We start from the raw sequence: 13,725 nt of genomic DNA, 5'->3' as shown, positions 1-13,725 counted from the left end.
CGACTCGACGGGAGAGGTCACCCGGACAGCCTAGCCTGCGGCTCCGACAGCACCAGGAGCGCCCGCCGGAGTGCCCCCGCCGGGGCGCCGGCCGGGAGGCGCGTTCCGCGTCGCGTTGTGACCGACGCGACCTCCAGGGCTGTTTTCGGCCAATTCCCGTTCGCCTGTTTCCGCTTGTCAGGGCGGCCGAGCAGGGGCGTCGCTTTGTTCGCACGCATGTTCGATGGCTGGTTTATGGTGGATGCGGACAGCGACGCGACAGGGGGGCCGGGCGTGACGGGAGGTGCGGATGCCGGGCTTCGCACACCTGCATGTGGCGTCCGGGTTCTCCGCGCGCTACGGCGCCTCGCACCCGGAACGGCTCGCTGAGCGGGCCGGTGAGCGGGGCATGGACAGCGTGGCACTGACCGACCGCGACACCCTCGCGGGCGCCGTGCGCTTCACCAAGGCGTGCGTGCGCGCCGGAGTGCGCCCGGTGTACGGGGTCGACCTCGCCGTCTCCGCCGTCTCCGCCGTCTCCGCCGTCTCCGCCGTCTCCGCCGGCCCTGCCGCCCCGCGCGACCCGGGCGGGTCCGCGCCGCGCCGCGCCAGGACCCCGGTGCGCGGCGGCGCCTTCGCGGACGAGACGGCGCCCCGGGCGGTCTTCCTCGCCCGGGAGGGCGCGGTCGGCTGGGCCGGGCTGTGCCGGCTGGTCACCGCGGCGCACGCGGGGGCGGCCCGGGGCGAACGGCCGGTGCTGCCGTGGGCCGAGGCCCACGGGGACGGCCTGATCGTGCTGCTCGGGCCCGCCTCGGAACCGGGCCGCGCCCTGGCGGCCGGCCGCCCCGACCTGGCCGCGCGGCTGCTCGCCCCCTGGCGGGAGCGTTTCGGCGACGCGCTGCGCATCGCGGTGGACGCCGCGGGCCCTGCGGCGGCGGCCGGCCGCGCCCTCGGCCTCGCCGCCGAGCAGGGCGTGCGCCCGGTGCTGACCAACGGCGTCCGCTACGCCGACCCCGGCCAGGGGCCCGTGGCCGACGTGCTGGACGCCGCGCGCCGCCTGGTGCCCATCGACCCGCGCGGCGCGCTCGACGGCGGCGAGCGCTGGCTGAAGGGGCCGCGGGAGATGGCCGCCGCCGCGGCCAGGGCCGCGGCGGCGGCCGGTTTCGGGCGGTCCGCCGCCCACCGGCTGCTCGCGCTCACCGAGGAGACCGCGGCGGCCTGCCGGGTCGACCCGGCAGGCGACCTCGGCCTCGGCGGGGTGCACTTCCCCGAATCCGGGCTCGTGGGCGCCGCCGAGCGCACCGCGGACCGCGCGTTGCGCTCGCAGTGCGCCGCGGGAATGGTCGCGCGCCGGTACGAGCGGGACGCGGCGCGCTGGCGGCGCCTGGACGAGGAACTGGCCATCGTCGAGCGCCTCGGCTACGCCTCCTACTTCCTCACCGTCGCCCAGGTCGTCCGCGACCTCAAGGAGCTCGGCATCCGGGTGGCCGCCCGCGGTTCCGGCGCCGGCTCGCTGGTCAACCACCTGCTCGGCATCGCGCACGCGGACCCGGTCGAGCACGGCCTGCTGATGGAGCGGTTCCTCTCCCCGCGCCGCGGCGCGCTGCCCGACATCGACATCGACGTGGAGTCCGCCCGCCGCATCGAGGCGTACCGGGCCATCTTCGAACGCTTCGGCGAGGAACGGGTCGCCACCGTCGCCATGCCGGAGACCTACCGGGTGCGGCACGCCGTGCGCGACGTCGGCCTCGCGCTCGGGCTCGACCCGGCCGAGGTGGGCCGGCTGGCCACGGCGTTCCCGCACATCAGGGCCAGGGACGCGCGGGCCGCGCTGGCCGAGCTGCCGGAGCTGCGGGGCATCGACGCCGACCGGTACGGGCCGCGGATGTGGGACCTGGTGGAAGCGCTCGACGGCCTGCCGCGCGGGGTGGCCATGCACCCGTGCGGCGTGCTGCTCTCCGACGCCTCGCTGCGCCGGCGCACGCCCGTGGTGCCCACGAGCGGCGAGGGGTTCGCGATGTCGCAGTTCGACAAGGAGGACGTGGAGGACCTCGGCCTGCTCAAGCTCGACGTGCTCGGGGTGCGGATGCAGTCCGCCATGGCGTACGCGGTCGATGAGACGGAACGGGCCACGGGGGAGCGGATCGACCTGGAACGGGTGCCTGAGGGGGACCCGGAGACCTACGCGCTCATCCGGTCGACCGAGACGCTCGGCTGCTTCCAGATCGAGTCGCCGGGGCAGCGCGACCTCGTCGGGCGGCTCCAGCCGGAGACGTTCCACGACCTTGTCGTCGACATATCGCTGTTCCGGCCGGGACCCGTCGGGGCCGACATGGTGCGGCCGTTCATCGAGGCCAGGCACGGCAGGCGGGCGCCGCGCCACCCGCACCGCGACCTGGAGCCCGTGCTGCGCGAGACGCACGGCGTGGTGATCTTCCACGAGCAGGTGATCGGGGTGTTCGCCATCATGACCGGGTGCGACCGCGGGCTGGCCGACGAGGCGCGGCGGGCGCTGTCCGACCCGGAGCGCAGGGAACGGGTGCGGGAGTGGTTCACCGCCGAGGCGGGCGCGCGCGGCTATCCGCCCGAGGCCGTGGCCAGGACGTGGGACATCCTGGAGTCGTTCGGCAGCTTCGGCTTCTGCAAGGCGCACGCCGTCGCCTTCGCCGTGCCCACCTACCAGTCCGCCTGGCTCAAGGCGCACCACCCGGCCGCCTTCTACGCCGGGCTGCTCACGCACGACCCCGGCATGTACCCCAAGCGGCTGCTGCTCGCCGACGCGCGGCGGCGCGGCGTTCCGGTGCTGCCGCTGGACGTCAACCGTTCGGATGCCACCTATCGAATCGAACTGGAGTCTGAATCTGGAGTGATGGGCGTCAGGCTCGCGCTCGGCGAGGTGCAGGGCATGAGCGCGGACGAGGCGGAACGGATCGCCGCCGGGCGGCCCTACGCCTCCCTCACCGACCTGCTGGGACGGGCCGCGCCCTCCCGTCCCGTCGCCGAGCGGCTGGCCCGCGTCGGCGCGCTCGACGCGTTCGGCGGCAACCGCCGCGACCTGCTGCTGCACATCGCCGAGCAGTACCGGCAGCGCCGCGCGGCCGGCCGCTCGGGCGGTCCCCAGCTCCCGCTCGACGACGACGCGCAGGCGCCGCCTGCCGGGCTGCCCGACCTCGACGCGGACGAACGGCTGGGCGCGGAACTCGGCGTCCTCGGCATGGAGACCGGACGGCACCTCATGACCGCCCACCACGACTTCCTCCGCGAACTCGGCGCGCTGTCCGCCCGCCGCCTGCGCGACGCGGAGCACGGCGAGACCGTGCTGGTCGCCGGGGCCAAGGCCGCCACCCAGACCCCCGCGATCAGGTCGGGCAGGCGCATCATCTTCGCCACCCTCGACGACACCACGGGGCTGGTCGACCTCGCGTTCTTCGAGGACAGCCACCCGGCGTCCGCCCACACCCTCTTCCACTCCTGGCTGCTGCTGGTGCGCGGCACGGTCCAGCGGCGCGGCCAACGGACGCTGAGCGTCGTCGGCGAGGCCGCCTGGGACCTCGCGGAACTGGCGGAACTCCGCCGCACCGGCGGCCTGGACGCGGTGGCCGCGCGGCTCGCCGCGGGCGGCGCCGACGCGCGGTCCGAGGAGACCGCCGAGGTGCGACCGGACGGGGAGAACGCCGACGCGCCCCGGGCGCCCGCCGCGCGCCCGGACGGGGGGAACGGCGCCGGGGACGGGGGCGACCGCGGGATCGCGCTCGCCCCCGGCTACACCCTGCACCCCTGGGCCGACCTGCGGCCGGCCGGGACCTCCGCCGCGCACCCGCGCAAGCTGTGGCACGCCAGCCCGGGGAGCGCCGGATGAGCCGCCACATCCTCTACGCGCGGCTCATCGGCGAGGGCGCCGCCGCCGGGCACCCGGCGCTGCTGAGGCTGCTCCACGACATCACGCCGGTGGTGGGCGCCGTTCCGCCGGACGCCGCGTTCGCCGATGTCGGGGGCGCGCTGCGGTACTTCGGGTGCGACGCGGCGCGGCTCGCCGGGCTCCTCCGCGTGCGGGCCCTGGCCCTGCGCGGCACCGACTGCGTCATCGGCGTCGCCCCCAACCCCCTGCTGGCCCGGATGGCGGCCGACGGGCGCGACACCCCCGGCGTGTCCGAGGTGCCGGACGACCCCGAGGCCGTCGCCGGCTTCCTCGCCGCCCTGCCCCCCGCCGCGCTGCACGGCGTCGGGGAGGCCACCGCGCGCACGCTGGCCTCGTACGGGCTCGACACCGTGGGCCGGGTCGCCGCCGCGCCGCCCGCCACCCTTCAGCGCATCCTCGGCGCCGCCCGCGCCCGCCGGGTGCGGGCGCTCGCGCACGGCACCGACCCCACCCCCGTCGTCCCGTCGGCACCGCCCCGCACGGCGTCGGCCGAACACCGCTTCGGGCACGACGAACTCGACGCGGGGCAGCGGCGGCGCGCCCTGCTCACCCTCGCCGACGACCTCGGCCACCGGCTGCGCGGCGCCGGGCAGGCCGCCCGCACCCTCACCCTGACCGTCCGTTACGCGGACCGGAGCACCACCGTCCGCAGCCGCACCCTCGCGGAACCGACCGCGCACACCCCCGCCCTGGCCGGCGCGGCCTACGCGCTGCACGACGCGCTCGGGCTCCAGCGGGCCCGGGTGCGCGCGGTCGCCCTGCGCGCGGAGGACCTCGCGGACGCCGCGCACACCACCCGTCAGCTCTCGCTCGACCCCGCGGACGAACGCCGCCGGCGCGCCGAGGCCGCGGCCGACCGCGCCCGCCGCCGCTTCGGCCGGCGGGCGGCGGGGCCCGCGGCGAACCTGAAGCGGCCCGACGCGGCCTGAGCCGCCCGGCCGCGGCCCGCTGCCGCCGCCCGCCGCGGCGGCCCCGGAAGCGGCAGGGCCGGGCCGCGGCGCGGGCCTCCGAGCGGTCAACCAGCGCTGTTCCCCGGCCCGTTGACGTTGCCGGAACGAAAGCACTCGCCGTGACCTGGTTGACAAACTTAGGTATGCCTAACCTAAATTGATCCGGTGGCGGCGACCCGGGCCCACCCCGGATCCCCGTCCACCGAGCCTGCCCCGGCGCACCCAGCCACCGTCGGAAGCCGCCAAGCCGCCCGGCAGCCGCTCGTCCCAGCAGCCCGTTCGAGACCGTTCCCCACGTACCGCCGAACCGTTCCCCACGTACCGCAGCGAAGACACGCAGTCGCGAAAAGACGCGAGAAGACGCGAAAGGCGCGAAAGGCGCGAGGACGCAGCAGGACCCGTCCGCGCGCCCCGCGCGTCCGGCGCGTCACGCCGTCATGCCACGCCGTGGCGCGCCGCCACGACAGCCGAGACAAGGGACACCCAGAGAACCCATGAGCATGCCCGGCCATGCACCACCCGTACCCGCGCCCCCCACGCTCCTGGAGCCCGACCTGCTGGCCGCAGACCCGGCAGGACTGGCCGAGGTCGGACGCCTCGTCACCGAGCTGACCAGGGAGGCGGCGGCGGCCCTGCGCCGCCGCACCGGCCCGCTGCCCGCCGTCACGCCGCAGGAGCTGTCCCGCCTGCTGGACAGCCTGCTCCCGGACGGGCCGATGCCGCGCGCAGGAGGCGGCCGGGAGGCCGTGCTCGCCCTCGCCCGCTCCTACGCCGCGCACACCGTCGACCTCGCCGACCCGCGCGCCGCCGCCCACCTCCAGCCGCCCGCCCTCTCCGTGGCCGCGGCGGCCGACGTGCTCGCCTCCGTCTTCAACGCGTCGGTCGACACCTGGGACAGCGGCCCCTGCGCGGTCGAGATCGAACGGCGCGTCGTCCGTTCGCTCACCGACCTCGCCGGCTACGGGCCCGACGCGGACGGCGTCCTCACCCCGGGCGGCACCGCGTCCAACCTCCAGGCCCTGCTCATCGCCCGCGACGCCGCGCTCGGCGCGCGCCGCGACGTCAGGGCGGCGGGGCTGACCGGCCTGGCCGCCGAGCCGGTCGTCTACTGCTCGGAGCTCGCCCACTTCTCCATCGCGCGGGCCTGCGCCGTCCTCGGTCTCGGCGAGGGCGCCGTGCGACCGGTCCGCACCGACGCCGCGCACCGCATGCGCGTCGACGAACTGGAACGCGCGCTCGCCGAACGCCGGGACACCGAGGTGCCGATCGCGATCGTGGCCACCGCGGGCACCACCGACTGGGGCTCGATCGACCCGCTCCCCGAACTGGCCGCCGTGGCCGCCCGGCACGGCGTGCGGCTGCACGTGGACGCGGCCTACGGCGGCGGCGCGCTGTTCTCCGACCGTATGCGCCCCCTGCTGGCCGGCATAGAAGCCGCCGACACGATCACCATCGACCTGCACAAAACGGCCTGGCAGCCCGCCGCGGCCAGTGCCCTGCTGGCCCGCGACGGCGGGGACTTCGCCCCCACCACCGGGCTGCGCGTGGCCTACCTCAACCCCGACGACGACGGGGAGGCCGGCTACGACGGGCTGCTGGGCAACTCCATGGCCACCACCCGCAGGGCGGACGCGCTCAAGGTGGCCGCCACGTTCCTCGCGCTGGGCCGCGAGGGCGTCGGCGCCATGCTGGAGGCGTGCCACGACCTGGCCAGGCACGCGGCGGACACCGTGGCGGCCCACCCCGGGCTCGAACTCGCCGCGCCGCCCGCCCTGACCACCGTGGTCTTCCGCTACCTGCCCCGCGCCCACGGCGCCGACCCCGACGCCGTCAACGGCGCCCTGCGCCGCCTGCTGCTCTCCCGCGGCACCGCGCTCATCGGCCGCACCGACGTGGCGGGCTCGGTCCGGCTCAAACTGACCCTGCTCAACCCGCAGGCCACCACGAACGACATCGACGAACTGCTCGCGGCCGTGGCCGCCGCGGGCTCGGCCGTGGAGGCAGCCGCATGAGCGGGACCACGACGGACCAGGACGTGCTCGACCTCGCCGCGGTCGGCATCGGGCCGTTCAACCTCTCCCTCGCCGCGCTGGCCGACGAGGTCGACGGCTTCTCCTTCGCCGCGTTCGACCGGCGGCCCGCCTACGACTGGCACCCGGGCCTGATGTTCGACTGGGCCTCGCTCCAGGTCGGGTTCCTCGCCGACCTGGTCTCCCTGATCAGGCCGACCAGCCCCTGGTCGTTCCTCAACTACCTGGTCGAGCACGACCGGATGTACCCGTTCTACATCGCGGAACGCTTCCACGTGCCCCGCCGCGAATACGCCGACTACTGCGCCTGGGCCGCGGCCCGGCTGCCCGGCTGCCACTTCGGCACCTCGGTCGACGAAGTGCGCTGGGACCCCGCGCGCGACCTGTGGGAACTCACGCTGCGCGACGCGGCCACCGGGGACATCCGCGTGCGGGCCGCGCGCAACCTCGCCCTCGGCGTCGGCACCGAGCCGGCGCTGCCGCCCGCCCTCGCGAAGGCCGAGGGGGACCGCGTCCTCCACTCGGGCGAGCACCTGCACCGCGTCGACGGGCTGATCGCCGACGGCGTGCGGGACATCACGGTCGTCGGCTCGGGCCAGTCGGGCGCCGAGGTGTTCCTCGACCTGCTGCGCCGCCAGCGGGACGCGGGCTGGGCCGTCACCTGGCTCACCCGTTCCTGGGGCTTCGCCCCGCTCGACTACTCCAAGCTGGTCCTCGAATACACCACGCCCGCCTACATGCGGTACTTCAACGGCCTTGAGCCGGCCGTCAGGGACCGCCTCGTCGCCTCCCAGTGGCAGCTGTACAAGGGCATCGACACCGAGACGATCGACCTCATCCACAACGAGCTGTACGACCACATGCTCGACGGCGACCGGCCGCCGGTCACCCTGCTGCCGGCCACCGCCGTGCTCGACGCCCGGCGGGACGGGGACGCGGTCCAGCTCACCACCCGGCACGCCGACACAGGCCGCGAGGCGGTCCGCCGCACCGGCGCCGTCATCGCGGCCACCGGCTACGCCGGGCGCAGGCCCGACTGCGTGGCCCCGGTGGAGAAGCTGATCGCCTGGGACCCCAAGGGCCGCTACGACGTCAGCCCCGACCACCGGGTGCGCACGGTCCCCGAGGTGACGGCGGGCCTCTTCGTGCAGAACGCCGAGCTGCACACGCACGGTGCCGCGGCCCCCGACCTGGGCATCGGCGCCTACCGCAGCGCGCTCATCCTGAACGCGTCCGCCGGCCGGGACGTCTTCCGCATCCCGCGCCGCACCGCGTTCCAGACCTTCGGCGCCACCGGCTGAACACGCCGGTGCGCGGCCCCCTTCCGGGGCCGCGCACCGGGCGGGGGAGGCGACGTGGATCAGTCGCGCAGCAGCAGGACGACGGTCGCGGTGGCCACGGCGAGGCCGAGCGCCGCCGCGCCGTACAGGACGCGGTGGGCGCGCAGCGCCGGAACGGGCAGCAGCGGGTCGAGGGCCAGGCGGCCCGGGCCCGTGAGCGCGAGCGCCGCCGCGCCCAGGCACAGGACCATGGTGTATTCGTAGCCGGCAGGGAGGAAGAAGCCGTTCTCCCAGTGCACGGCGACGATGGCGTTGATCATGGTGCCGACCACGGCCGCCGCGGCCAGGGGCGTGAACAGGCCGAGGGCGAGCCCGAGGCCGCCGAGCGTTTCCGAGAGGCCGGCCACCAGGGCCATGGTCTCGCCGCCCGGGTAGCCCATGGCGGTGTAGCCCGCCCCTGTGGCCTCTAGGCCGGCGCCGTCGAACCAGCCGAACAGCTTCTGGGTGCCGTGCGCGGCCATCGTCAGGCCGATGGCCAGGCGCAGGAGCAGCAGGCCGATCCCGAGACCGGTGGGGGAGACGCCGGGGTGCGCCTGGGGGTGCGGGGCCGGGACGAGACCGGTGGGGGCGGATTGCCTCGTGAAGGTGGTCACGCGTTGACTCCTGTGAGGGGTGAGGGGGGCGGGAGTCGTTCAAATTGAAACTACGACGCTACCTCTTCGTTCGAATTTGAACAAGTGCTTTAAGATGACCGCATGGCGGAGACGAGATGGCTCGACAGTGAGGAGATGGCCGCCTGGACGGCGTTCCTGGAAGCCAGCCACCGCGTCTTCCACAGCGTCGAACAGCAGCTCAAGACCGAGGCCGGGCTCTCCCACCCGCAGTACGAGATCCTGGTCAGGCTCGCCTCCGCCGGCGCCGCGGGGCTGCGGATGACGGAACTGGCCGAGGCCCTCGTCACCTCCAAGAGCGGCCTGACCTACCAGGTCGACCGGCTCGAAGCACGCGGACTCGTCGTGCGCGCCGCGGTCTGCGGCGACACCAGGGGCATCACGGCCCACATCACCGAGGCGGGCGACACCGCCCTGCGCGAGGCCGCGCCCGGTCACGTCGACCACGTGCGCGCGGTGCTGATCGACCGCCTCGACCGCCACCAGCTGGCCGTGCTCGCCCAGGCCCTGGGCGATGTCAACGCCCGGCTGCGGCAGCGCGGGGCCTGACCCCGCGTCGCACGGCCGCGCCTGCGGCACAATCGCCTCTCGTGAAGGTGACGATCGATCCCCAGGCCCAGGCAGCGCCCTACGAGCAGCTGCGCGCACAGATCGCGGAACAGGCCCGCGACGGGCGGCTGCCCGTCGGCCACCGGCTGCCGACCGTACGCGGCCTCGCGAGCGAGCTCGGCCTCGCCGCCAACACCGTGGCCAAGGCCTACCGCGCCCTGGAGGCGGACGGCGTGATCGAGACCCGGGGCCGCAACGGCACGTTCGTGGCCGCGGCCCGCGACGCCGCCGCCCGCGAGGCGGCCAGGGCCGCCCGCGACTACGCGGAACGCGCCGCCAGGCTCGGCCTCGACCTGGCCGCGGCCCGTTCCGCGGTCGACGACGCGCTCCGCGCCGTCTACCCCTGACGGGAACGCCCCGGCGCGGGGGCGCTCCGCGCCGGGCGGCCCGGTCAGCCGGGCCTGATGGTCGCGAGCTGCGCGAGCAGCAGGACCAGGCGGTAGGCCGCGGAGAAGTCCGCGGCGGTGAAGGCGACCGTGCGACCGCCCGCCGCGCGCGAGACGCCCGGCACGAGCGTCGCCAGATCGACCGTGTACGGGCCGTTCAGGTCGACCTCGACCTCACACGGCCCGGCCACGACCAGCGGCTCGACCCGCGCGCGCCGCCCGACGGCGTCCGCCGCCGCCCGGCGCAGCCGCTCCCTGGCCTCCGCCGGGTGCATGGTCACGGCGGCGCCCTGGCCGATGGCCTCCTTGACCGCGACGGTGAAGGCCGAGGGGACCAGGGCACCCAGTTCGGCGCACGCGGCGTCGTCGCCGCTGAGCAGCACGACCGGCACGCCCAGCTGCCCGGCCATGGCCGCGTTCAGACCGATCTCCCCCAGGGAGCGCCCGGCCACGCGGACATCGAGGATCGCGTCGTTCATGGTGTGCGCCAGCACGGCCGGCCCGCCGCCGGCCCGGGCGTGGTAGCCGATGAGCAGCACCGCGTCGGTGTCCTCGTCGAGGCCGCCGAGCATGCCGAGCGGACGCGGCCTGCCCCGCACCAGGCGTGCGCGCCGGTCGAGTTCCTCGGGAAGCAGGTTGCGGAACGGGCCGTGCGCGTCCGCGACCCGCACCGCGGCCGACGGCTCGGCGTCCAGGACGCCGGCGATGACGGCGTTCGCCTCGGCCGTCATCAACGCCCGCCCGCGCTCGTAGTCGTAGCGGTCGGGCAGCGTCTCGGCCGGGTGCACGATGCCCGAGACGCCTTCCATGTCGACGGATATCAATACCTTCGTCACCCGGCGACCCTATGGCGGGGAGGCCGCGGGTGTCCCGGCGAGGTCCGGCCGTCGGGACTCACCGCGAGGGACCCCGGCGGGTCCCTCGCGGAGCGCGGGTCAGGGGCGCGAGGCGCCGCCGCCCCACAGCCACGCCGTGGTGTCCGGGGGCAGGACCCCGCCGGTGATGCGGTCGCTGGTCAGCAGCACCCCCCAGTTCTTCGGGAGCGGCAGCGGCTCACCGGAGAAGTTCACGACGCAGCGCAACGCGGGCGACCGTTCGAACCCGAGCACGCCCTTCGGCATGTCGAGCCAGCGCAGCGACTCGCCGCGGAACCCCGGCTGGCCCTGCCGCAGCCGCAGCGCGGAGCGGTACAGCTCCAGCGTGGACGCCGGAATACCGGACTGCGTCTGCGCGGTCAGCGACTCCCACCCGGCCGGCTGCGGCAGCCACGGTTTGCTGCCCTTGGGCCCGAAGCCGAACGGGCTGTCGGAGCCCGACCACGGCAGGGGCACCCGGCAGCCGTCCCGGCCGCGCACCGTGCGGCCGGAACGCTCCCACGTGGGGTCGGCCAGCATCTCGTCCGGCAGGTCCTCGACCTCCCACAGACCCAGCTCCTCGCCCTGGTACAGATAGGCGCTGCCCGGCAGCGCCAGCATGAGCAGCGCCGCCGCCCTGGCCCGCCGCAGCCCCAGCTCGCGGTCGCTCGCCCCGGGGTCCACGTCGTGCTCGTGCGTGCACGTCTGCGCGCGTCCGTACCGGGTGGCGTGCCGCGGCACGTCGTGGTTGGAGAGCACCCAGGTCGAGGGCGCGCCGACCGCGCCGAGCGAGGTGACGCCGCGGTCGATCACCTCGCGCAGCTCCTCCGCGTCCCAGGCCGACTTCAGGAACGAGAAGTTGAACGCCGTGTGCAACTCGTCCGGCCGCACGTACAGCGGCAGCCGGTCGTCGGCCACGTGCGCCTCGGCCACGAACAGCCGGTCGCCCGCGTACGAGTCGGCGATCTTCCGCCAGGTCTGGTAGATCTCGTGGACGCTGTCCAGGTCCCAGTGCGGGTGCTTCTCGCGCGGCCGGTCGTCGTCGAACACCATGGAGTCGGCCAGCCCGAGATCGGGCAGGGCGGGGTCCTTGGCCAGGCCGTGGGCCACGTCGATGCGGAACCCGTCCACGCCCCGGTCGAACCAGAAGCGCAGGACCGACTCGAACTCCGCCCGCACCTCGCGGCTCGCCCAGTTGAGGTCGGGCTGCTCGGCGGCGAACAGGTGCAGGTACCACTGCCCGGGCGAGCCGTCCGGCTCGGTCACCCGGGTCCAGGCCCGGCCGCCGAAGCGGCTGCGCCAGTCGTTGGGTGGCTGCGCTCCGTCGGGCCCGAGGCCGTCGCGGAACACGTACCGGTCCCGCTCCGGCGAGCCGGGCGGCGCCTGGAGCGCCTCCTCGAACCACCGGTGCCGGTCGGAGGTGTGGTTGGGCACGATGTCCAGGACGACGCGGATGCCGAGGGAGTGCGCCTCGGCGATCATCTCCTCCGCCTCGGCCAGCGTGCCGAAGGCGGGATCGATGCCGCGGTAGTCGGAGATGTCGTAGCCCCCGTCGGCCATCGGTGACGGATACCAGGGGGTGATCCAGACGGCGTCGACGCCCAGTTCCCTCAGGTAGGGCAGCCGGGCGCGCAGACCGGCGATGTCGCCGATGCCGTCGCCGTTGCCGTCGGCGAAGCTGCGGATGTAGACCTGATACACGACGGCGGTGCGCCACCAGGGTGCTGCCGTGGTCTCAAGCATGCGGGTGCGGGGCACGTATCTTCCATTCCTCTTGCGAGTTGACCCTGGAAAATGCGCGGATCGAGCGGCTCACCGCGCAGTAGTGCGGCTGTGCTGGTCCGGTTCAGGTCCCGGCCGGGGTGAGTGGTGATCATGTGAGGGGCGTACTGCGCGTGCAGGCGCCTGTGGTCCCTCGAACGATGAGGCTCGTGGGCACCACCACCCGGGTCGGCTCCTCGCTCGCTCCGGACAGCGCGTCCAGAATCTGTTGAGCAAGCAACTCGCCCTGGTGTGCTACGGGTTGTGCGATGGTCGTCAGGTTGAGCAGCTCCGCGGCCTCGTGGTTGTCGAACCCGATGACCGAGACGTCCTCCGGAGCGCGCAGACCCATCCGGCTCAGTGTGCGGAGCGCGCCGAAGGCCATCTGGTCCGTCTCGGCGAAGACCGCGGTCGGCGGGTCGGGCAGACTGAGCAGCCGTGCCATCGCCGATGCGCCTTCCTCGATGCCGAGATGGCCCGGCGCCTCCAGGTCCGGGTCATAGGGGATCCCCGCCTGCGCCAGCACGGTGCGGTAGGCATGCTGACGGACGATCGGCGTGGTGAAGCCCCTGGGGTCCCCGAGGGCGCCGGTGATCATACCGATCCTCCGGTGCCCGAGATTGATGAGGTGGCGGACGGCCGTGCTCGCGCCCTCCGCGTTGTCGATGCTGACGTGCCAGCAGCCGGGAACGTGCGTGCCGAGGACGGCTATCGGCACTTCGAGGGAGGCGAGCGCCTCGCTCTCGCCCGAGGACAGCGGCAGGTTCAGCACGATCAGCGCGTCGACGCGGCGGCGCAGCGGCATGCGGGCGAAGAAGCGCTGGTGCACGCGTTCGTCGCCGAGGTTGTAGAGCAGTATGTCGAGGTCGTTCGCGCGCAGCACCGTGTCGATACCGGCCACGACCTGGCTGTAGAACCACCGGTTGACGAACGGCAGGACGACGCCCACCATGCCGGTCCTGCCGGACGCGAGCGAGGACGCCTGCGGGGAGACCGAGTACGACAACTCCTCCGCGGCGCGCAGCACCCTTTCCCGGGTGGCTTCCGACACGTTCGGCAGTCCGCGCAGGGCCCGCGACACCGTCGCGGTGGACACCTCCGCGCGCCGGGCGACGTCGATGATGCTGGCGGCCATAACCCTCCGATCACGGCAGTGAGCCGAACGTACTGCCGACGGTGGAGGTAATGCAATCGTTTACATCAAAAGATCTTGGCCGGCGGTCCAATTCACCCTGCATTCCGTCAGCTTGACGAGAAAGTCCCAGGTGAAACGCTTGAAACGGATG

Annotated in this window: 10 protein-coding genes; 6 read left to right on the top strand and 4 right to left on the bottom strand. The window is 74.6% G+C overall.

Translation table 11 applies throughout. From position 1 onward, the window contains the following. The first annotated feature begins 289 nt into the window (after positions 1-289). The 4 genes from LC193_RS03620 to LC193_RS03605 all read left to right on the top strand — a co-directional run bounded on the left by LC193_RS03620 (position 290) and on the right by LC193_RS03605 (position 8,179). Positions 290-3,838 (top strand): DNA polymerase III subunit alpha, encoded by a 3,549-nt coding sequence (locus LC193_RS03620; protein ID WP_226071462.1) that lies wholly within the window; start codon positions 290-292, stop codon positions 3,836-3,838. After that, positions 3,835-4,827 (top strand): DNA polymerase Y family protein, encoded by a 993-nt coding sequence (locus LC193_RS03615; protein WP_226071460.1) that lies wholly within the window; start codon positions 3,835-3,837, stop codon positions 4,825-4,827. Before LC193_RS03620 ends, LC193_RS03615 begins: the two co-directional genes overlap by 4 nt. A 521-nt stretch (positions 4,828-5,348) precedes the next feature. Next, on the top strand, positions 5,349-6,860 hold the full coding sequence (locus LC193_RS03610; RefSeq protein WP_226071457.1) for a pyridoxal phosphate-dependent decarboxylase family protein: 1,512 nt from the start codon (positions 5,349-5,351) through the stop codon (positions 6,858-6,860). Next, the gene (locus LC193_RS03605; protein ID WP_226071455.1) at positions 6,857-8,179 is read left to right on the top strand and encodes a lysine N(6)-hydroxylase/L-ornithine N(5)-oxygenase family protein; all 1,323 of its coding nucleotides are present in this window, start codon (positions 6,857-6,859) and stop codon (positions 8,177-8,179) included. The genes LC193_RS03610 and LC193_RS03605 overlap by 4 nt, the downstream gene beginning before the upstream one ends. Positions 8,180-8,238: 59 nt before the next feature. On the opposite strand, the gene LC193_RS03600 is transcribed toward LC193_RS03605, so the two are convergent. Continuing rightward, a complete protein-coding gene (locus LC193_RS03600; protein ID WP_404819338.1) occupies positions 8,239-8,811 on the bottom strand; it encodes a DoxX family protein in 573 nt (190 codons plus the stop codon). A 102-nt stretch (positions 8,812-8,913) separates the two neighbouring features. Between LC193_RS03600 and LC193_RS03595 the strand changes: the two genes are divergently transcribed. Then, complete coding sequence (locus LC193_RS03595) at positions 8,914-9,378, top strand: MarR family winged helix-turn-helix transcriptional regulator (RefSeq protein WP_226071453.1); 465 nt, start codon at positions 8,914-8,916, stop codon at positions 9,376-9,378. Positions 9,379-9,419: 41 nt separating this feature from the next. Further along, positions 9,420-9,785 (top strand): GntR family transcriptional regulator, encoded by a 366-nt coding sequence (locus LC193_RS03590; protein WP_086161338.1) that lies wholly within the window; start codon positions 9,420-9,422, stop codon positions 9,783-9,785. 44 nt (positions 9,786-9,829) lie between these two features. On the opposite strand, the gene LC193_RS03585 is transcribed toward LC193_RS03590, so the two are convergent. The 3 genes from LC193_RS03585 to LC193_RS03575 form a co-directional block, all read right to left on the bottom strand. Then, positions 9,830-10,660 (bottom strand): M55 family metallopeptidase, encoded by an 831-nt coding sequence (locus LC193_RS03585; RefSeq protein WP_226071450.1) that lies wholly within the window; start codon positions 10,658-10,660, stop codon positions 9,830-9,832. A gap of 99 nt (positions 10,661-10,759) precedes the next feature. Continuing rightward, positions 10,760-12,421 (bottom strand): glycoside hydrolase family 13 protein, encoded by a 1,662-nt coding sequence (locus tag LC193_RS03580; RefSeq protein WP_226078464.1) that lies wholly within the window; start codon positions 12,419-12,421, stop codon positions 10,760-10,762. A 130-nt stretch (positions 12,422-12,551) separates the two neighbouring features. After that, positions 12,552-13,574 (bottom strand): LacI family DNA-binding transcriptional regulator, encoded by a 1,023-nt coding sequence (locus LC193_RS03575; RefSeq protein ID WP_226071441.1) that lies wholly within the window; start codon positions 13,572-13,574, stop codon positions 12,552-12,554. Positions 13,575-13,725 lie beyond the last annotated feature (151 nt).

The organism is Streptomyces marincola (genome assembly GCF_020410765.1).
In the GTDB taxonomy this organism is placed as follows: domain Bacteria; phylum Actinomycetota; class Actinomycetes; order Streptomycetales; family Streptomycetaceae; genus Streptomyces; species Streptomyces marincola.
This window is presented reverse-complemented; position numbering and strand designations above follow the sequence as displayed.

Bases quoted from the DNA above. Each gene is read 5' to 3' on its own strand.
- LC193_RS03580 (WP_226078464.1), bottom strand. From the start codon at position 12,421: ATGCTTGAGACCACGGCAGCACCCTGGTGGCGCACCGCCGTCGTGTAT.
- LC193_RS03595 (WP_226071453.1), top strand. From the start codon at position 8,914: ATGGCGGAGACGAGATGGCTCGACAGTGAGGAGATGGCCGCCTGGACG.
- LC193_RS03615 (WP_226071460.1), top strand. From the start codon at position 3,835: ATGAGCCGCCACATCCTCTACGCGCGGCTCATCGGCGAGGGCGCCGCC.
- LC193_RS03610 (WP_226071457.1), top strand. From the start codon at position 5,349: ATGCCCGGCCATGCACCACCCGTACCCGCGCCCCCCACGCTCCTGGAG.
- LC193_RS03575 (WP_226071441.1), bottom strand. From the start codon at position 13,574: ATGGCCGCCAGCATCATCGACGTCGCCCGGCGCGCGGAGGTGTCCACC.
- LC193_RS03620 (WP_226071462.1), top strand. From the start codon at position 290: ATGCCGGGCTTCGCACACCTGCATGTGGCGTCCGGGTTCTCCGCGCGC.
- LC193_RS03605 (WP_226071455.1), top strand. From the start codon at position 6,857: ATGAGCGGGACCACGACGGACCAGGACGTGCTCGACCTCGCCGCGGTC.